The sequence below is a fragment of the Aminomonas paucivorans DSM 12260 genome, from assembly GCF_000165795.1.
In the GTDB taxonomy this organism is placed as follows: Bacteria; Synergistota; Synergistia; order Synergistales; family Synergistaceae; genus Aminomonas; species Aminomonas paucivorans.
Map to the genome: position 1 here is coordinate 1,096,931 of NZ_CM001022.1, position 17,680 is coordinate 1,114,610.

A 17,680-nucleotide genomic window follows, 5' to 3' on the forward strand; every position below is an offset into this window, starting at 1 on the left:
GAATCCCCGCCCCGCCGTGGAACCGTCGTCCCGGTTTGTCGCCTTCCGTAAAGAGACCTATTGGTACCCCATGGAGACCGCAAGGCCGATGAAAATCATCTGAAGAAGGTACAGGGCCAGGAACAGGGGGGTGAAGAACTTCCACCACTTCTCCAGGGGGACCTTGGCGATGGAGCAGATGACCGGGCACAGGGTGGTGGGGAAGAAGATGTTGGAGAACCCGTCCCCGTACTGGAAAGCCAGCACCGCAGTCTGGCGGGTGAAGCCGAGTAGGTCCGCCAGGGGGGCCATGATGGGCATGGTGGTGGCCGCCATGCCGGATCCCGAGGGGATGAAGAAGCTGACGATGGTCTGTACGAAGAGCATCCCCTGGGCGGAGAACCAGGCGGGGAAGCTGGCCAGGGGTAGAGACAGGCCGTAGATCACCGTATCGATGATGTTGCCCTCCCGCATGACGATGAGGATGCCTCGGGAGAGGCCGATGACCATAGCGCCGAAGACGATGTCCCGGAAGCCCTCCACGTAGGATTCGGCGATCTTGTCGGGGCCCCAGCCCGCCACGGCGGCGCAGAGGATGCCCATGATGACGAAGAGCCCCGCCAGTTCGTCGAAGTACCAGCCCCTCTTGATGACCCCCCAGACCAGCAGGGCCACGAAGAGGACCACCAGGAGCATGATGGAAATGTCCCGGGGGTGGAACTTGGAGTTCATCAGTTCTTCGTTGTCCAGTTTCAGGGCCCCCATATCCACCCCGTAGACGTAACTCTTTGTGGGGTCCTTCTTGACCTTTCGCGCGTAGAGGAGGACCCAGATCACCGAGAAGGTCATGAAGACGAACCAGGAGGCGATGCGGAATCCCATGCCCGAAAATAGCGGAATCTCCGCGAATTTCTGGGCCAGCCCCACCGTGAAGGGGTTGAGGAAGGCGGCGGAGAAGCCGATGCCCACCCCCACCACCACCATGCACATCCCCACGATGGCGTCGTATCCCATGGCGATGGCCAAGCCCACGAAGAGGGGTATGAACCCGAAGGTCTCCTCGAACATGCCGAAGATGGCCCCGGCCAGTCCGAAGACGTACATGAACACCGGGATGATGACGATCTCCTTGCCTTTCATGACCCGGAGCAGCCAGCCGATGAAGGCGTGGAGCCCCCCTGTCTTCAGGACCGTGTAGAAGGAGGCGTAGGAGAGGAAGACGAAGAAGGAGATGGCTGCTGCATCCACCATGCCCTTCTGGACGGCGATGAAGGTATTGAAGAAGCTCACGGGAGAAGGATCCACGTGGTGGTAGGTGCCCGCCACCACGGCCATCTTTCCGGTGGCGGGGTTTTCCACTCGCTGGAACTCTCCTGCCGGAAGGAAATGGGTGGCCACGGCGCAGAGGACGATGAGAAGGAACAGGATGGTGAAGGTGTGGGGGACTTTCATGTACCATTTCTTGCATTCGCAGGGTTCCGAGGACATGGACGAACACCCCTTTCGTGAGAGGAAAACGGGAAGGAGCGACCCGGTCTGTGGCCCCGAAGGCTACCCTCCTTTCTTCGGCCCCCTCGCCCCCCGAAGGGGGGCGAGGGGGTTTCCGACAAGGGATCACAGGGAGGGTCCAAACTGCTTCGCGCTTTGGTGGGGCTAAGGTATACCTGATGAATCTCTTTGGGAAGGGGGGAGGGAAGGCCTTGTCCTTCCCGAGAAGGGGTTTGGAGAGTTGCGCAACAAAAACAGGCCGATAGACCTAATCCCTCAGCGCCTTCAGATCCATTCGCTCTGGAACGACTCCAGGTGGTGGGTGTCGTTGAGACCCGTCAGGCAGTAGCCCTGCCGGGGTGTGTGGCGCAGGCGGCTGATGGAAGCGGTTTCCACGTGGGTCCTCCAGAAGCTGGGTTCCGCCATGCCCAGACACGCCGCCAGAAGAGGCTTGAGCACCGTGCGGTGGGTGACCACGGCGAAGGTCGACCCCGGGTAGGTCCGGACCAGGTGCTCCAGATTGGAGAGGGCCCGGCGCGCCACGTCCCCCAGGGTCTCCCCTTGGGGCAGGCGAAGTCGCTCGGGGTGGTGCAGCCACAGGGACCACTCCACGGGGCATTCCTGGGCGATCTCCTCCTTCAGTCGACCCTCCCAGGGGCCCAGGGCTACGTTGGTGAACCCCTCCCGCACCTCCACGGGTAGGTCTCGCCCCTCCGCCAGGCAGTCCGCTGTCTGTCTCGCTCGAAGGAGGGGGCTGGTGAAGATCCGGTCCAGGGGGACGGACTTCAGGGCACCCGCCAGGGCACGGGCCTGGGCGAGTCCCGTCTCGTTGAGGGGGAAGTCCACCCGCCCGCGGAAGCGCCCTTCCCTGTTGCCCGCGCACTCCCCGTGTCGCACCAGCAGGATCCGGGTGGGGGGCGACTCCGCTCGTTCCGTTCGTTCCATCTCGATCAACATCCAGTCCTCCTTGCGCAGTGGGCAATCGTTTGGCTCATTCTACTACCCTCGGTTTTGGGGGATCTTTGACCTGTGTTGACAATGGAGGGGGGAGGCTGGTACCCTTACCTCGTCCCATGAGGTGTTAGCACTCGACCGCAAAGAGTGCTAGCGACCCGGAGGGGGTGGCGGGGATGCTGACGGAACGGCAGCTGGAAGTGGTCCTCTCGGTGGTGTACGAGTACATCCGAAGCGGCGAGAGCGTCGGTTCCCGGACGGTCTCCAAGCGCTACCTGACCGGCCACAGCGCCGCCACCATCCGCAACGAGATGTCCGACCTGGAGGACCTGGGTTTTCTCTCCCAGCCCCACGCCTCCGCGGGGCGGATCCCCACCACCCGGGCCTACCGCCTCTACGTGGACTCGGTGCTTCAGCGTAGACGCATCGCCGGGGCGGGGGGCTTCGAGTGGCCCGCATCCCTGCGGGACCACCGGAACGACCTGGAGGGTTCCTTGAGCGTCGCCTCGGACCTGTTGAGCCGCCTGACCCAATATGTGGGAGTGGCGGCCCTGGCGCCCCTTCGGGAGATGAGCCTCCAGCGGGTGGATTTCCTGCGCCTGGACACCGCCCATGCCCTGGTCATCGTAGTGCTCCAGGGGGGACTGATCCACCATCGCACCGTGACCCTTCCCTGCGATCTGTCCCAGGACGCCCTGGACGAGCTTTCTCGGCGCATCAACCTGGCCACCTCCGGTCGCACCTGGGAGGAGGTCCGCACGGTGCTCCAGCAGTACCTCCTCCACGAACTGGAGGAGTTCTCCCGCTCCTGTCGGGTGGCCCTGGGGGCGTTGGAGGAGATCCTCGCCGCCGCGTCTCCCCGGGTCTTCACGGGAACAGTGAGCCAGATGCTCAACCTGCCGGACTTTCAGGATCTGGGGCGACTCCAGGCTCTGGTGTCCCTCCTGGAACAGGAATCGGGCCTGGCGGATATGGTGGCCCGCTGCTCCCTGGAGCAGGGGGTCAAGGTGGTCATCGGCGAGGAGAGCGACGTGCCGGAGATGAAGGAATGCTCCCTGGTGCTGGCTTCCAGCGTGCACCGGGACAACCGCGCCATCTTGGGGATCATCGGTCCCCGAAGGATGGACTACGAACGGGTCATCTCGGTCCTCGAAGAGGCCCTGACGGCCCTTTCGTTTCAGGAGGAGTGACATGAAGGGACAGAACCCGGAAACCTCGGGGCAGCATCCGGCCCCGGAGCAGGAGCCCGTCAAGGGGCACAGCAGGGGGCACGGCAAGGCGGAGCTGGAAGGACGCCTCAGGGAACTGGAGGAGGCCCATGACAAGCTGAAGCAGGACTACGAGGACCTTCTGCAGGAGGCGTCCCGGAACAAGGCGGATTTCGTCAACTACCGCAACCGGGTGGAACGGGACCGATCCCGGGACCGCAAGCTGGCGGCGGAGGGGGCGGTGGAGCTGCTCCTGCCGGTGCTGGACAACCTGGGTCGGACCCTGCAGGCCCTGGAGGGGGCGGACGCCTCCCTCCTCAAGGGCATCTCCATGGTGGAAAGGCAGTTCGTGGGAGCCCTGGAATCCCTGGGCCTGGCGCGCATCGACGCTGCAGGGGCCTTCGACCCGAACCTCCACGAGGCAGTGGGGGTGGAGCCCACCTCCGACCCGGACCGGGACGGGACCATCGTCCAGGAGCTTCAGGGGGGGTACCTCCTGGGGGGGAAGGTGATCCGCCCCGCCCGGGTCCGGGTGGCCCGGCACGAGGGGGGAGCCTGACCTCGGGAAACCGTGAAGGAGCCACGGGTCGGCCCGGGAGGCGCAGCCGCCTGAGGGGGGCCGGCCGGATCTGTGAAAAACGGAACCACATCGAAGAAACTCATCTCTTTCGCGAGAGGAAAGAAGGGATTGTCCATGGCAAAGGTCATCGGCATCGACTTGGGAACCACCAACAGCTGCGTCGCCGTCAAGGAAGGGGACAACATCACCGTCATCCCCAACGCGGAGGGCAACCGCACCACCCCCTCCGTGGTGGCCTTCACCAAGGAAGGGGAGCGGCTGGTGGGGCAGCTGGCCAAACGTCAGGCCATCGTGAACGCGGACCGCACCATCATCTCCATCAAGCGCAAGATGGGGTCGGACCACAAGACCCTCATCGACGGCAAGAACTACAGCCCTCAGGAGATCTCCTCCATGATCCTGCAGAAGATGAAGCGGGATGCGGAGGAGTACCTGGGGGAGACGGTCACCCAGGCGGTGGTCACCTGTCCCGCCTACTTTACCGACGCCCAGCGCCAGGCCACCAAAGACGCGGGCACCATCGCGGGGTTGGAGGTGCTTCGGGTCATCAATGAGCCCACCGCCGCCTGCCTGGCCTACGGGGTGAACAAGGAGGGGGACCACAAGATCCTGGTGTTCGACCTCGGCGGGGGAACCTTCGACGTGTCCATCCTGGACGTGGGCGAGGGGGTCTTCGAGGTGCTGGCCACCTCCGGAGACAACCTGCTGGGTGGGGACGACTGGGACCTCCGGGTGGTGGACTGGATGGCGGAGGAGTTCCGCAAGGCCGAGGGCATCGACCTGAAGAAGGACCGCATGGCCTTCCAGCGCCTCCGGGAGGCGGCAGAGAAGGCCAAGGTGGAGCTGTCCTCCATGACGGAGACCACCATCTCCCTGCCCTTCATCACCGCGGACCAGAACGGCCCCAAGCACCTGGAGCTGACCCTCACCCGGGCGAAGTTCGAGGACATGACCCAGGACCTGCTGGAGCGCACCGTGGGTCCCACCAAGCGGGCTCTGGCGGACGCGGGCCTGGAGGCTTCCCAGGTGGACAAGATCCTCCTGGTGGGAGGCTCCACCCGCATGCCCTCGGTACAGCGGAAGGTGAAGGAGCTGCTGGGCAAGGAGCCTACCAAGGGCATCAACCCGGACGAGTGCGTCGCCGTGGGGGCGGCCATCCAGGGGGCGGTGCTCTCCGGGGAGAAGAGCGGCATCGTGCTGGTGGACGTGACGCCCCTTTCCCTGGGTCTGGAGACCCTGGGAGGCGTGTTCACCAAGATCATCGAGCGCAACACCGCCATCCCCTGCTCCAAGAGTCAGGTCTTCACCACCGCAGCGGACAGCCAGCCCCAGGTGGAGGTCCGGGTGCTCCAGGGGGAGCGGCCCATGGCCAACGACAACGTGGAGCTGGGCAAGTTCTTCCTGGACGGCATCCCCGCCGCCCCTCGGGGGATCCCCCAGATCGAGGTGACCTTCGAGGTGGACGCCAACGGCATCGTCAACGTCACCGCCAAGGACAAGGGCACCGGCAAGGCCCAGCACATCACCATCCAGTCCTCCCGGCTCTCGGAGGCGGAGATCGACAAGCTCCGCAAGGACGCGGAGAGCCATGAGGACGAGGACAACAAGAAAAAGGAGCTGGCGGAGGCCCGCAACGAGGGGGAGAGCTTCGCCTACAACGCCGAGAAGACCCTGAAGGACCTGGGGGACAAGCTCACCCCAGAGGAGCGGACCCCCGTGGAGGAGAAGATCGCCGCCCTGCGGGAGACCCTGGCGAAGGAAGACGCAGAAGCCATCCGAAAGGCCCTGGAGGAGCTGACCCAGGCTCTGCACGGCATCTCCGAGAAGATCTACGCCCACGCCCAGGAAAAGGCCCAGGCGGAGCAGGGCGAGACCCCGCCCCCCGGAGGGGGTGCCTCGGACGAGGCCGCCGGTCCCACGGTGGACGCGGAGTTCCACGACGCGGGGCAGGCCTAGGGAGTGAGGATTCGTGGCGACTCCCGGTAAGAAGGACTACTACGACATCCTGGGGGTGACCCGGGAGGCCACGCCGGAGGACATCAAGAAGGCCTACCGCAAGATGGCCCGCAAGTACCACCCCGACGCCAACCCGGGGAACGGGGATGCGGAGAAGAAGTTCAAAGAGATCAACGAGGCCTACGAGGTCCTGAACGATCCCTCCAAACGGGCCCAGTACGACCAGTTCGGCTATGTGGGGGACGCTCCTCCGGGGGGCAACCCCTTCGAAGGGTTCGGAGGCGCCGGGGGAGACCCCTTCGGAGACCTCTTCGGGGACCTCTTCGGGGATCTCTTCGGCGGTGGCGGCGGGGGGCGGACCCGGGCCCAGCAGGCCAACGCCCCCCGTCGGGGGGCAGACGTGGAGACCACCCTCACGGTCACCCTGGAGGAGGCCTACCGGGGGGCGTCGCGGGAGCTGCGCATCCCCCGTTGGGAGGCCTGCGCCCGCTGCGGGGGCACCGGAGCGGAACCGGGGACCAAGGTGGAGACGTGTCCCGCCTGTGGCGGCCGGGGGCAGGTGGAACAGGCGGTGCGGACCCCCTTCGGCCAGTTCGTCCAGGTGACGCCCTGCGTCCGATGCAAGGGGCAGGGGAAGGTGATCTCCAGCCCCTGCAAGGAGTGCAAGGGCCAGGGGCGGGTCCGGGTGCCCCACAAGGTGGAGGTGCGCATCCCCCCGGGCATCGACACGGGAACCCGGCTGCGCATGACCGGAGAGGGGGAGGCGGGGTTCCAGGGCGGGCCTCCCGGGGACCTCTTCCTGCTGGTGGAGGTGACCCCGGACCCGCGCTTCGAGCGCCAAGGGGCAGACCTGCACGTTCGGGTGAACCTGGCGTTTCCCCAGGTGGCCCTGGGGTGCGAGGTCCAGGTTCCCACCTTCGACGGCCCCCAGACCCTGGAGGTGCCCTCGGGCACCCAGCCCGGGTCGGTGCTCCGGGTTCGGGGCAAGGGAATGCCCCGCCTTCGGGGCGGCGGGCGGGGGGACCTGCTGGTCCACGTCCGGGTGGAGGTGCCCAAGAACCTGACGGAGCGCCAGCGGGGGCTCCTGGAGGCCCTGGCCCAGGAGATGAAGGTCTCGGTGCGCCAGGAGGAGGGCATCCTGGAGAAGCTGAAAGGGTGGTTCGGCGGGTAGGTGGCCGGAGCCGCCGCGTGTAGAATCGGGGGGAAGCGCAAGAGCGCTTCCCCCCTTCATTTTGGGTGGGAAGCTCAAGGGAGGCCTGCGGGATGGACAGCTTCTGGTGGTACATCACCCTTCGTGGGGGCAACGGGCAGGAGGAGATCCTGTCCACGGCGGTGGATCTGGCGGGGAGCATCGGTTCGGAGGTGCAGGAGTTCCCCGAGGGGGTTCGGGTCCGGGCGTACTTTCGCTCCAACGAAGACCTGGGGACCTGGCAGATGCGCCTTCGTCAGGCCCTGGAGCCCTGGCCGGAGGTGAAGGTGGAGGACACGGGGCGCATCGAGAACCAGCCCTGGTACCGGGAGTGCGAGGAGGCCTTCCCCCCCCTGGAGGTGGGAAGCCGCTTCGTGGTCCTGGCCCCCTGGCATCGGGGCAAGGAGTCCCCGGGGCGCATCCCCCTGGTGGTGAAGCCCGGAAGCGCCTTCGGCACGGGGTACCACGAGAGCACCCAGATCGTCCTGGAGCTGATGGAGACCCGGGTGAAGTCCGGAGACTCGGTGGTGGACGTGGGCACGGGCTCGGGGATCCTCTCTCTGGGGGCCCTCAAGTTGGGGGCGGCCTCGGTGGTGGCTCGGGACCTGGACGGAGCGGTGCTGGCGGAGGTGGAGGAGAACCTGGACCTCAACGATCTCCGGGGGGCGGTGCGTCTGGAGGAGGGAGACCTGCTCCGGGGCTTTGCGGGGCCCGTGGATCTGCTCACCGCCAACATCGTCCTGGAACCCCTCCTGCAGCTGTTGCCCGATGTGCGCCGGGTCCTGAAGCCCGGGGGGTGGGCCCTCTTCTCCGGGCTGCTGGGGACGGAGAAGCAGACCTTCCTCGCCGCACTGGAGGAGGCGGGGCTTCATCCCGCAGAGGACCGTGCCCGGGGGGAGTGGTGGGGTGTTGCAGCCCAGAATCCGGCTTGAGGCCTGCACCCTCCTCGGGGAGGGGCGCTACCTCCTGGACGAGGCCCAGGCCCACCACCTGACCCGGGTGCTCCGCCGGTACGAAGGAGCCCTGCTGGAAGGCCTGTCCGGGGAGGGGCGGGTCCTCCTGCGCCTGCGCCTGGGAGCGGGACGGGTGGAGGCGGAGGAGGTGGAGCGGGTGCCGGAGTCCCCGGATCTCCTTCGGGTGGTGTTGGTCGTGGCCCTCCTGAAGGCGGACCAGTTCGAACCTCTGCTGCGCATGGCCGCGGAGTTCGGGGTGGCGGAGATCCGCCTGCTGGCCTGCGAGCGCTCCGTCCCTCGCCTGGAATCCTGCCGGGAGGAGGGAAAGCTCTCCCGCTGGCGGCGGATCCTGGACGAGTCCACCCGCCAGTCCGGCTCCCTCCGTCCCCCGACGCTCCATCCCCCCGTACTGGTCCGGGAGCTGGAGGAGGCGACGCTGCCTCCCTCCCGCTTCGGGGCCTTTCTGGCCCCCGGAACGGTCCCCCTGGGACGGTGTCTTCCCGTGGAGGCCGCCGCCGTGGCCGTGGGTCCCGAGGGGGACTGGTCGGACCAGGAAGTGGAGACCCTGAGGGCGAAGGGATTCGTCCCGGTGGGTCTGGGGCCCCGGATCCTTCGGGCCTCCACTGCCGCCGCGGCGGCCTGCGGGGCCCTGCGCCTCTCCTGGGAGGCCCGAAAGACCCCATGACTTCCTCCCTTTCCCTGGCGGGCTACCGGGTGGGGTTCGTGGTGCTGGGATGTCGCACCAATCAGTACGAAGGGGACGCCCTGGCCTCGGAGCTGGCGGAGCGGGGGGCGATCCTGGTGGACCCTTCGTCGGAGGACCTGGACGGGGTGGTGCTGCTCACCTGCACCGTCACCGCCGTGGCGGACCGGAAGGTGCGGCAGGAGCTGCGCCGCCTGCGTCGTCGCCATCCCCGGGCGATCCTGGTGGCGGCGGGCTGCTGGGCCCAAGAGGCGGACCCCCGGGAAGCCCGACGTCTGGGGGCGGACCACCTGGTGGGCAACCGTCTGAAGGCGGCGATCCCGGACCTCCTGAGCCGCCTCCGGGCCGGGGAGGAGGTCCCCTTCCTGAACCGCCGGGACGTGGGGGTTTGTGAGGATTGGGACGATCTGCGTCTCTCCCGGACCTGTCGTCACACCCGGGCCTTCGTGAAGGTCCAGGACGGGTGCTCCCACGGGTGCCGATACTGCATCGTCCCCCGGGTTCGGGGACGTTCCGTCTCCCGCCCCCCCGAGGACGTGCTGGAGGAGGTGCGGGGGCTGGTGGGCTCGGGGTGCCGGGAGGTGGTCCTCACGGGGGTCCACCTGGGGCTCTACGGAAGGGATCGGGGCACGGATCTGGGGGAGCTGGTGAAGCGGCTTGCCCGGGTGGAGGGGCTTGTGCGCCTCCGCTTCGGTTCTCTGGAGCCCTTCGGTCTGGGAGAATCCCTCCTGGATGTTCTGGGGGAGACGGAGATCTTCTGCCCTCACCTGCACCTGCCCCTACAGAGCGGGGACGACGGGGTCCTGGACCGCATGGGCCGGGGCTACACCGCCGCGGCCTTTGCTCGACTGGTGGAAGCGGCCCGCAGACGCCTGGGGGAAGACCTGCACGTCAGCACGGATCTCCTGGTGGGCTTCCCCGGGGAGGAGGAGGTGCCCTTCCGGAACACCCTGGACCTGGTGGAGACCCTGGAGCTGGGGAGGCTTCACGTCTTCCCCTATTCCCCCCGGGCCGGAACCCCCGCCGCCGCCTGGCCCCGCCCCGACCCCGCTGCCCTTCGGGAGCGGGTGCAGCGGGCCCTGGGGCTGGGACGGACCCTGCTGGACCGGTTCGCCTCCCGGTTCCTGGGACGGGAGGTGGAGGTCCTGGTGGAGCGGGCGTCGGAGGGGGAGGGGGATGGTCTCTGCCCCGCCTTCGTCCGGGTTCGGGGGCGGATGAGTGTTTCCGCCGGGTCCCTGGGGTGCCTGGTCCCCCGGTCCGTGCGGGACGGGGTCCTTCGGGACCGGTCTCCGGAGGAGGGGGACGAACCCCGTCCTGGACCGGAAGAGGACGTGCTACCATGAGGTCCGAAACGGCATGAGGAGGGTAGCGACCTGAAGGAACCTGTCATCGGCATCGATCTGGGAACTCGGTACGCCTTGGCCGCCCACTGTCCCCCCGGCGGCTCTCCTCGGGTGTTGCCCAACCGGTGGGGGCGCTGGAGGACTCCCTCCTACGTCGCCCTGGTGGGGCGCGACCTGGTGGCGGGAGAGGAGGCGGCCCGCGTCGCCCTGACCTCTCCGGGCCGGGCCTGGTGGGACGTGAAGCGCAAGCTGGGCACCGACTGGGTGGCCCGAAGCGGCGGCCACGCCTACGGGGCGGAAGACCTCCTGGTCCCCCTCCTCTCCCTGGTGCGGGAGGACGCGGAGGCCTCCCTGGGCAGCTTCGTCCGCTCCGGCGTGTTGGCGGTGCCCGCCCACTTCGGCTTCCCGGAACGGGGCGCCCTGGCCCGGGCTGCCCGAAAGGCGGGGTTCGAGGAGATCCGCATCGTCAACGAGCCCACCGCCGCCACCCTGTCCGTGGGTCCCCAGGGGCGTTTCCTGGTACTGGACTTCGGGGGGGGCACCCTGGACCTCTCGGTGGTGGAGGGGGAAAACGGGGTCTTCCAGGTCCTGGACAGTCTGGGGCGCAGCGACCTGGGGGGGTACGATCTGGACCGTCGGTTGGCCCAGTGGCTCTGGAGGCGCCTGGGAGGGGGGGCTCCCAGCTTCGAGGACCCCCGGTGGTTCCACCTGCTTCGGGAGGCGGAACAGGTGAAGATTGCCCTCTCCGACGCCCGAACCTTCCTCTGGGTTCCCCCCAAGGGATGGGGTTCCGACGAGCCCGTGACGGTGCAGCGGGAGGACCTGGAACGCCTCATTTCCCCGGTGCTGGACGAAATCCTTCGGCTGGTGGAGCGCCTCTTCCGGCGGCACCGTCCCCATCGACTTCTCCTCGTGGGGGGGAGCAGCCGCATCCCCCTCCTGCGACAGCGCCTGGCGGAACGGGTGGCGGAGCCGGAACACCTGCGGGCCTGTCCCGACGAGGCGGTGGCCCTGGGGGCCGCCCTCTTCGCCCGACAGGGACGGGAACGGCTCCTCCTGGACGTGTTGAGCCAGCCCTTGGGGTTGGCCCAGGCGGACGGTTCGGTGAGCCTTCTCCTGGCGCGGGGAACCCCTCTTCCCGCAGAGGCGCGGCAGGAGCTTTGGGCCCGAGAAGCGGGCCCCCTGGTCCTCACGGTGGTCCAGGGAGAGGGTCCCTTGCGGGACGCGGGGCGGATCCTTCAGCGCATCGACCTGCCCTTCGCCTGCCAGGGAGAGAGGGTGGAGATCCTCTTCAAGGTGGACGGCAGCGGCCTGCTCACCGTGGAGGTCTTCCAGCGCAGCGGCACCAGCCGCCGGGTGGTGGCCCTGGAGGGGCGGGGGGATGTGGGTTCCGTGGACCTGGAGGCGGAACTGCGTCTTCGGCAGGATCGCATCGTCCGGCTGAGCCTGGCCCTGGATCCGGCCCACCAGGAGCGCCTTTCCTCTCTGTGGGGGCAGTTCCGCCTCTTTCGCGGGGAGGAGGAGGGGCTGAGCCAGGAGGCCCTGGACGTGCTGGATCGGTTGATCCTGGACCTGGAGCGGGTGGTGGGATCGTGAGCCTGGAGATGGATTTCCGCACCCTGGGGCTGCCCCCCGGTTCCGACTGGGAGGACGTCAAATCCGCCTTCCGCCGTCTGGCCCGGACCTACCACCCCGACGTGGCGGGGCCGGAGCACTCCCGAAGGTTCGCGGAGATCACCCGAGCCTACATGTCCCTGAAGGAATCCATCCAAGCCCCCTCTGTAGGGGTGCCCTCCCGACCCGTCGAGAGGCCTCGGACGTCCCGAGGGCGCCGGGGGACCTCCGGAACCCCCTGGTGGGATCCCGGAAGGTTCGTGGGGAGATTGCAGCGCCTCTGGCGCTCCGGAAGAGCCTCCTTTGCCCGAAGGCGGCCCGCGGAGGACACCCAGAGGTCTCCCGCCCGGGATCGGTTCGTGGAGGAGGCCCTGGACCGGGCGGAGATGCACTTCCGCCAGATCCTGGGGCGCCGCGTCGCCGCTCGGGAGGAGGCCCTTCGGGCCTCTCTGAAGCGGCGCCTGGAGAGCCGCCACCCCGGTGTGGTCCTCCTGGCCCTGGATGAGCTGGCCCGCAGCCCCGACCCGGGTTATGCCCGCAAGGCCCTGGTGGAGCACCTGAACAGAGAGAGGCCCGATCCGGAGTCCCTCCGCCGGGTGCTTTCCCTTTTCCCCGGAGCGGACCCCGAGGGGGGGCTTGCCCGGGCCCTGTCCCGTTGGGGCGGGGCCTACGCCCCCTCGGAGGCCCTCTCGGTGATCCGGTGGCTCCGGGGGCGGGTCACGGGGGCCTCCACGGGGGGAGAACGGAGGGAGTGGCTTCGCCCCTTCCTCACTAACCCCAGCCCGGAGGTGGCGGCTTTGGCCCTCCAGAACTGGCCCGCCGGAACGGGGCTCCCCGACGTCTCCGACCTGATCCGCCTCTTCCGCCAGGAGGATGCGGCCCTTTGGGTGGCCCTGCTTCGCCTGATCCGGCGGGAGGGGGTGTCCCCCTGGATGCTCCCCCACCTGGAGCGGCTGAGCCGGACCCATCCCGCCGCCCCCGTTCGGGTGTGGGCTGCGGCTATTGTGCGAGACCGGGCAGTCGGATAAAATACGAGGACGTCCGACTTCAGGGGGGGTCTTCGTGAGCGGTACGTGCTTGTTTTGCCGCATCCTCGCGGGGGAACTCCCGGCGGAGCGGGTTTACGAGGACGACGACGTCCTCGCGTTCCACGATCTCCGACCCCAGGCGCCGGTGCACGTGCTGGTGATCCCTAAGCAGCATGTGTCCGGGGCCGCTGAGGCTCCCTCCCCGGAACTCTGGGGAGGCCTCATGGCGGGAGCCGTTCGGGTTGCCGCTCGATTGGGGTTGGACCAGGACGGCTACCGGCTGGTGATCAACAGCGGAGAAGGAGCCGGGCAGACGATCCCCCACCTGCACGTTCACGTGCTTGCGGGCCGACGGTTCCATTGGCCGCCGGGATAGCGCAGGTGGCAGAGAAAGGGGGGAACAGGGATGACCACCGTCGTTCGTCGAGAGAACGAATCCATTGAGGACGCGCTGAAGCGTTTCAAGCGCGAACTCCGCAAGGTGGGTGTGCTTCGGGAGGCTCGGAAGCACGAGCATTACGAGAAGCCGAGCGAAATCAAGAAGAAGAAGAAGGCCGCCACGGCCAGGAACAGGAACAAGAGGCCGGTGTGATGAGCGACCCCCTGGTGGAGCGTGTCCAGTCCGAACTCGTCGCGGCCATGAAGCGCCGCGACGAGCTTTCCTTGTCTGTCCTGCGCATGTTGAAGTCCGCCATCCAGCTGGCTCAGGTGGAAAAGGGCCGCGATGCGGTCCTGACGGACGAGGAAGTGGTGACCCTGGTGCAGCGGCTGGTCAAACAGCGCCAAGAGGCGGCGGAGCAGTACCGGGCGGGCGGTGCCGCGGACCGGGCGGATCGGGAGCTGGAGGAAGCCCGCTTCCTCCAGGGTTACCTCCCGGAGCAGCTTTCCGACGAGGAACTGGAGTCTCTGACCCGTCGGGTTGCCCAGGATACCGGGGCCGCGTCCCCCAAGGACCTGGGAAAGGTCATGGGACGGGTCATGCCCCTGGTGAAGGGACGGGCGGAGGGCAACCGGGTGCGGGCTGCAGCCCTGAAGGTCCTCGGTTCCTGACCCCCCGACCCCGACGACCTGGAGTGTCCCCGGGAGCTTCTCCGTTCCCGGGGTCTTTTGCTGTCCCCGTGGTCCTTCTCTTCTTTGGAAACGTTATTGTTTGTGCGAACCCACGGGACCAGAGACCTCCGAAAAATCGGGCTCCCGGGATCATCTTTTCTCCCCCCTTTTTCCCCTCTTCCTGCCATTAACCCCTAAATCTGGTGTATGATTCCCTCTGTGATCCCTATATGTAGGAGGTCTGCGATGCTCTGTCCTCGCTGCGAGCTCTTGGAGACCCGGGTCCTGGAGACTCGAACCGCCGACGGAGGTCGGGTGGTCCGGCGCCGGAGGGAGTGCCCGGGGTGCGGTTACCGGTTCACCACCTACGAGAGACCGGAGGAACGGCAGCTTCTCTGGGTGGTGAAGAAGGACGGACGCCGGGAGAGCTTCGACCGCACCAAGCTCCTCAAGGGGCTGGTGCGGGCCTGCGAGAAGCTCCCCGTGCCCCTGGACCGCCTGGAGGACGCCGCCGCCCGCATCGAGGGCAAACTGCGGGAGTCCGAACAGGGAGAGGTTTCGAGCCTGCAGGTGGGGGATCTGGCCATGGAGGAACTTCGCAAGCTGCACAAGGTGGCCTACGTGCGCTTCGCGTCGGTGTACCGGGAGTTTACCGATCTGTCCAATTTCGCTACGGAGATCGCCCGGCTGATCGAGGAAAGGGAGGAGAGGCATGGACACGAATAATCCGGATCTTCTGCTGGAAGATCGCCCCCGCTCAGGAAGACAGCAGCACCTGTTCGGTCCCCAGGGGGAATCCACGGACCTGGCCCTCATGGTGGACGCCCTGGCCCAGGAGGAGCGCTCTCCCTGGGACGCGGAACGGATCCGCAACGCCCTCGTCCTGGAGGCGGGGGTGGACCCCGCCACGGCGGGGGAAATCGCCGCGGAGGTGGAGGACGACCTGATCCGCTACGGACGGGAGCACGTCACCACCCGCCTGATCCGGGAGCTGGTGAACGTCAAGCTCTTCCAGCGGGGACTGGACGCCAAGCTGGCGGACCACAGCCAGATCGGATTGCCCCTCCACGATCTGGAGTCCATGCTCCTCCAGCCCAACCACGAGAACAGCAACACCACCCACAACCCCGAGTCCATCAACCTCTCCATCGCGGAGCGGGTCCTCAAGGAGTACGCCCTCACCAAGGTTTTCTCCCCCGACGTGGCGGCGGCGCACCTGCGGGGGGATCTGCACCTCCACGACCTGGGGATGGTGAACCGTCCCTACTGCTCCGGCCAGAGCATGGCCTACGTGGCCCGCTACGGCCTCAACATGCCCTCCATCACCAGCGTTTCCGCCCCGGCGCAGCACGCCGACGTGCTGCTGGCCCACATCCTCAAGATGACCTCGGTGCTCCAGAACAACTTCGCCGGGGCCATCGGCTGGGACGCGGTGAACACCTTCTTCGCCCCCTTCCTGGAAGGAGCTTCGGACGCCCAGTGCCGCCAGCTGGCCCAGCAGCTCATCTTCGAGTTCAACCAGCTGGCGGGGGGGCGGGGAGGACAGGTGGCCTTCACGGACATCAACCTCTACTATGAAGTGCCCAACCACTTCCGGGACGTGCCTGCCATCGGCCCGGGGGGCAAGTTCACGGGCAAGACCTACGGGGACTATGCGGAGGAGTCCAAGCGGTTCCTCCGGGCCCTCTTCAAAGTGTATCTGGAAGGGGACAGCCGGGGGCATCCCTTCTTCTTCCCCAAGCCCCTCCTGCACATCACGGACTACTTCTTCCAGGAGCCTGGATGGGAGGAGTTCCTGGAGCTGGCCTGCCTGGTGGCGGCGGAGAAGGGGAACACCTACTTCGTCTTCGATCGGGGAGGGGTGGCGAAGCTTTCGGAGTGCTGCCGTCTCTCCTTCGAGCTGACCCCGGAGGACCTGGAAGAGGCCAAGCATCCCTGGAAGATGCGCTACTGCGCCCTCCAGAACGTGACCCTCAACCTGCCCCGCATCGCCTATCGCTGCGGCGGGGACCAGGAACTGCTCTTCGACCTGCTGGACCAGGACATGGAGCTGGCCGCCAAGGCGCACCTGCAGAAGCGGCGCTTCATCGAGGAGATCCTCTCTCTGGGCAAAAAAGGTCCCCTGGCGGCGTTGTGCGTGGATCACGACGGAGAGGGGTACCTGCGCCTTCGCAAGGCCAGCCACCTCATCGGCATCCTGGGGCTCAACGAGATGGTCCAGGTGGCCACGGGCAAGGAACTTCACGAGAGCGAGGAGGCCATGAAGCTGGGGCTGGCGGTGGTGCAGTACATGGATCTCAAGTGCCAGCAGCTGGCGGAGCGCCACGGCCTCAAGATGGTGCTGGAGCAGACCCCCGCGGAGAGCACCGCCTACCGGTTCGCCAAGCTGGACGTGAAGGCCTTCCCCGACCAGGCTCCCCGGGTGGTGAAGGGGGAACCCAAGAACGGGGAGATCTACTACACCAACAGCACCCACTTCAACTACCGGGAGGGCCTGGACCCGGTGCAGCGGGTGGTGGAGGAGGGCAAGTACCACCCCATGATCAAGGCGGGAGCCCTCACCCACGTGTGGATGGGGGAGCATCGCCCCAACCCCCTTTCCCTGGCCTCCTTCGTCCAGAAGGTTTTCCGGCACTCCGAGAACGCCCAGGTGGCCTTCAGCCCGGAGTTCACGGTGTGCAACGTCTGCGGTCGCGTGACCCGGGGGTTGCAGGATTCCTGCGGGGCCTGCGGCTCTCCCGACGTGGACGGCATCACCCGGATCACGGGCTACTTCACCCGGACCTCCTCCTGGAACGGGGGCAAGAGGGGGGAACTGCGGGATCGGGCCCGGGTGAAGGTCTCCTGAGGGACGCTTCGTGGGCACGGTGACTTCTTTCGAGGTGGGCGGGTACCTGCCCACCTCTTTTTTGGACTGGGATGGTCGCGTGGCGGCGGCGGTGTTCACCCGGGGATGCAACCTGCGGTGCCCCTTCTGCCACAACCCCGAGCTGGTTCTGGGGCGCTCCGAGTCCCTGGACCCGGAGGAGATCCTGGGCGACCTCCGGCGTCGGCGGGACTTTCTGGACGGAGTGGCGGTGAGCGGAGGCGAACCCTGTCTCCAGTCTGGCCTGGCTTCCTTCCTCCGCCGGGTCGTCGACCTGGGCCTGGGGGTGAAGCTGGACACCAACGGAACCCTGCCCCAGGTCCTGGAACCTTTGCTGGAGGAGGGGCTGGTGGACCAGGTGGCCCTGGACGTCAAGGCCCCCTGGGGGCTTTACGACCGTCTCAGCGGGGTGGAGGGGGCGGCGGAAAAGGTGAAGGCCTCCCTGGCCCTGCTGCACCGCAGCGGCGTGGACTACGAGCTGCGGACCACCTGGGTTCCGGCGCTTCTTTCCGAGGCGGACCTGCTGGAGCTTCGAGACCAACTGGAGGGAGAACCCCGCTGGGTGGTTCAGGCCTTTCGCCCCGGGCGTTGCCTCGATCCCGCCCTGGACGAGACTGCCCCGGCCTCCCTGGATCGAATGGTGGTCCTTCTTCCGGGAGTGACCCTTCGGGGTTGAGGGACACAAAGAAACCGACGGCGGCCCGCAAGGGCCGCCGTGCTCTTTGCGGACCAAGGGATTTTGCGCAAAAGGGGGGTTTTTTCTTAAGAC

At 67.3% G+C, this 17,680-nt stretch carries 17 protein-coding genes; 15 read left to right on the top strand and 2 right to left on the bottom strand.

What is annotated here, in order from left to right; genetic code table 11:
• Positions 1 to 57: 57 nt before the first annotated feature.
• Positions 58 to 1,431 carry a YfcC family protein gene (locus APAU_RS05020; RefSeq protein WP_232207768.1) on the bottom strand — a complete coding sequence of 458 codons (1,374 nt, stop codon included), beginning with the start codon at positions 1,429 to 1,431 and terminating at the stop codon, positions 58 to 60.
• Positions 1,432 to 1,752: 321 nt separating this feature from the next.
• Complete coding sequence (locus tag APAU_RS05025) at positions 1,753 to 2,424, bottom strand: histidine phosphatase family protein (protein WP_006300620.1); 672 nt, start codon at positions 2,422 to 2,424, stop codon at positions 1,753 to 1,755.
• 173 nt (positions 2,425 to 2,597) lie between these two features.
• Between APAU_RS05025 and hrcA the strand changes: the two genes are divergently transcribed.
• From hrcA to APAU_RS05100, 15 genes are all read left to right on the top strand, one after another.
• The gene (gene hrcA, locus APAU_RS05030) at positions 2,598 to 3,611 is read left to right on the top strand and encodes a heat-inducible transcriptional repressor HrcA (RefSeq protein WP_006300621.1); all 1,014 of its coding nucleotides are present in this window, start codon (positions 2,598 to 2,600) and stop codon (positions 3,609 to 3,611) included.
• Between the two features lies 1 nt (position 3,612).
• Positions 3,613 to 4,188 carry a nucleotide exchange factor GrpE gene (locus tag APAU_RS05035; RefSeq protein ID WP_006300622.1) on the top strand — a complete coding sequence of 192 codons (576 nt, stop codon included), beginning with the start codon at positions 3,613 to 3,615 and terminating at the stop codon, positions 4,186 to 4,188.
• Positions 4,189 to 4,323: 135 nt separating this feature from the next.
• Positions 4,324 to 6,165 (top strand): molecular chaperone DnaK, encoded by a 1,842-nt coding sequence (dnaK, locus tag APAU_RS05040; protein ID WP_006300623.1) that lies wholly within the window; start codon positions 4,324 to 4,326, stop codon positions 6,163 to 6,165.
• Between the two features lie 13 nt (positions 6,166 to 6,178).
• On the top strand, positions 6,179 to 7,336 hold the full coding sequence (gene dnaJ, locus APAU_RS05045) for a molecular chaperone DnaJ (protein WP_006300624.1): 1,158 nt from the start codon (positions 6,179 to 6,181) through the stop codon (positions 7,334 to 7,336).
• 92 nt (positions 7,337 to 7,428) lie between these two features.
• Positions 7,429 to 8,286 (top strand): 50S ribosomal protein L11 methyltransferase, encoded by an 858-nt coding sequence (locus tag APAU_RS05050; protein WP_006300625.1) that lies wholly within the window; start codon positions 7,429 to 7,431, stop codon positions 8,284 to 8,286.
• Entirely contained in the window at positions 8,261 to 8,992 is a 732-nt protein-coding gene (locus APAU_RS05055; protein ID WP_006300626.1) for an RsmE family RNA methyltransferase, read from the top strand. The genes APAU_RS05050 and APAU_RS05055 overlap by 26 nt, the downstream gene beginning before the upstream one ends.
• Positions 8,989 to 10,353 carry a MiaB/RimO family radical SAM methylthiotransferase gene (locus tag APAU_RS05060; protein ID WP_006300627.1) on the top strand — a complete coding sequence of 455 codons (1,365 nt, stop codon included), beginning with the start codon at positions 8,989 to 8,991 and terminating at the stop codon, positions 10,351 to 10,353. Before APAU_RS05055 ends, APAU_RS05060 begins: the two co-directional genes overlap by 4 nt.
• Positions 10,354 to 10,404: 51 nt before the next feature.
• Positions 10,405 to 11,949, top strand: coding sequence for an Hsp70 family protein (locus APAU_RS05065; RefSeq protein WP_269490274.1), 1,545 nt, complete (start codon positions 10,405 to 10,407; stop codon positions 11,947 to 11,949).
• Complete coding sequence (locus APAU_RS05070) at positions 11,946 to 12,995, top strand: J domain-containing protein (protein ID WP_040344912.1); 1,050 nt, start codon at positions 11,946 to 11,948, stop codon at positions 12,993 to 12,995. The genes APAU_RS05065 and APAU_RS05070 overlap by 4 nt, the downstream gene beginning before the upstream one ends.
• A 34-nt stretch (positions 12,996 to 13,029) precedes the next feature.
• Positions 13,030 to 13,371, top strand: a complete 342-nt coding sequence (locus tag APAU_RS05075; RefSeq protein ID WP_006300630.1) for a histidine triad nucleotide-binding protein — start codon at positions 13,030 to 13,032, stop codon at positions 13,369 to 13,371.
• Positions 13,372 to 13,401: 30 nt separating this feature from the next.
• Positions 13,402 to 13,587 (top strand): 30S ribosomal protein S21, encoded by a 186-nt coding sequence (rpsU, locus tag APAU_RS05080; RefSeq protein ID WP_006300631.1) that lies wholly within the window; start codon positions 13,402 to 13,404, stop codon positions 13,585 to 13,587.
• Positions 13,587 to 14,045 carry a GatB/YqeY domain-containing protein gene (locus APAU_RS05085; protein ID WP_006300632.1) on the top strand — a complete coding sequence of 153 codons (459 nt, stop codon included), beginning with the start codon at positions 13,587 to 13,589 and terminating at the stop codon, positions 14,043 to 14,045. The genes rpsU and APAU_RS05085 overlap by 1 nt, the downstream gene beginning before the upstream one ends.
• A 246-nt stretch (positions 14,046 to 14,291) precedes the next feature.
• Positions 14,292 to 14,771 carry a transcriptional regulator NrdR gene (gene nrdR, locus APAU_RS05090; protein ID WP_006300633.1) on the top strand — a complete coding sequence of 160 codons (480 nt, stop codon included), beginning with the start codon at positions 14,292 to 14,294 and terminating at the stop codon, positions 14,769 to 14,771.
• Positions 14,758 to 16,893 (top strand): anaerobic ribonucleoside-triphosphate reductase, encoded by a 2,136-nt coding sequence (nrdD, locus tag APAU_RS05095; RefSeq protein ID WP_006300634.1) that lies wholly within the window; start codon positions 14,758 to 14,760, stop codon positions 16,891 to 16,893. Before nrdR ends, nrdD begins: the two co-directional genes overlap by 14 nt.
• Before the next feature lie 19 nt (positions 16,894 to 16,912).
• Positions 16,913 to 17,587: an anaerobic ribonucleoside-triphosphate reductase activating protein gene (locus tag APAU_RS05100; RefSeq protein ID WP_156789436.1), complete on the top strand. Its 675-nt coding sequence runs from the start codon at positions 16,913 to 16,915 to the stop codon at positions 17,585 to 17,587.
• Positions 17,588 to 17,680 lie beyond the last annotated feature (93 nt).

Coding starts and splice junctions, on each gene's coding strand:
- APAU_RS05025 (WP_006300620.1), bottom strand. CDS start 2,424: ATGTTGATCGAGATGGAACGAACGGAACGAGCGGAGTCGCCCCCCACC.
- APAU_RS05050 (WP_006300625.1), top strand. CDS start 7,429: ATGGACAGCTTCTGGTGGTACATCACCCTTCGTGGGGGCAACGGGCAG.
- APAU_RS05035 (WP_006300622.1), top strand. CDS start 3,613: ATGAAGGGACAGAACCCGGAAACCTCGGGGCAGCATCCGGCCCCGGAG.
- APAU_RS05020 (WP_232207768.1), bottom strand. CDS start 1,431: ATGAAAGTCCCCCACACCTTCACCATCCTGTTCCTTCTCATCGTCCTC.
- APAU_RS05085 (WP_006300632.1), top strand. CDS start 13,587: ATGAGCGACCCCCTGGTGGAGCGTGTCCAGTCCGAACTCGTCGCGGCC.
- hrcA (WP_006300621.1), top strand. CDS start 2,598: ATGCTGACGGAACGGCAGCTGGAAGTGGTCCTCTCGGTGGTGTACGAG.
- rpsU (WP_006300631.1), top strand. CDS start 13,402: ATGACCACCGTCGTTCGTCGAGAGAACGAATCCATTGAGGACGCGCTG.
- APAU_RS05060 (WP_006300627.1), top strand. CDS start 8,989: ATGACTTCCTCCCTTTCCCTGGCGGGCTACCGGGTGGGGTTCGTGGTG.
- dnaK (WP_006300623.1), top strand. CDS start 4,324: ATGGCAAAGGTCATCGGCATCGACTTGGGAACCACCAACAGCTGCGTC.
- nrdR (WP_006300633.1), top strand. CDS start 14,292: ATGCTCTGTCCTCGCTGCGAGCTCTTGGAGACCCGGGTCCTGGAGACT.
- nrdD (WP_006300634.1), top strand. CDS start 14,758: ATGGACACGAATAATCCGGATCTTCTGCTGGAAGATCGCCCCCGCTCA.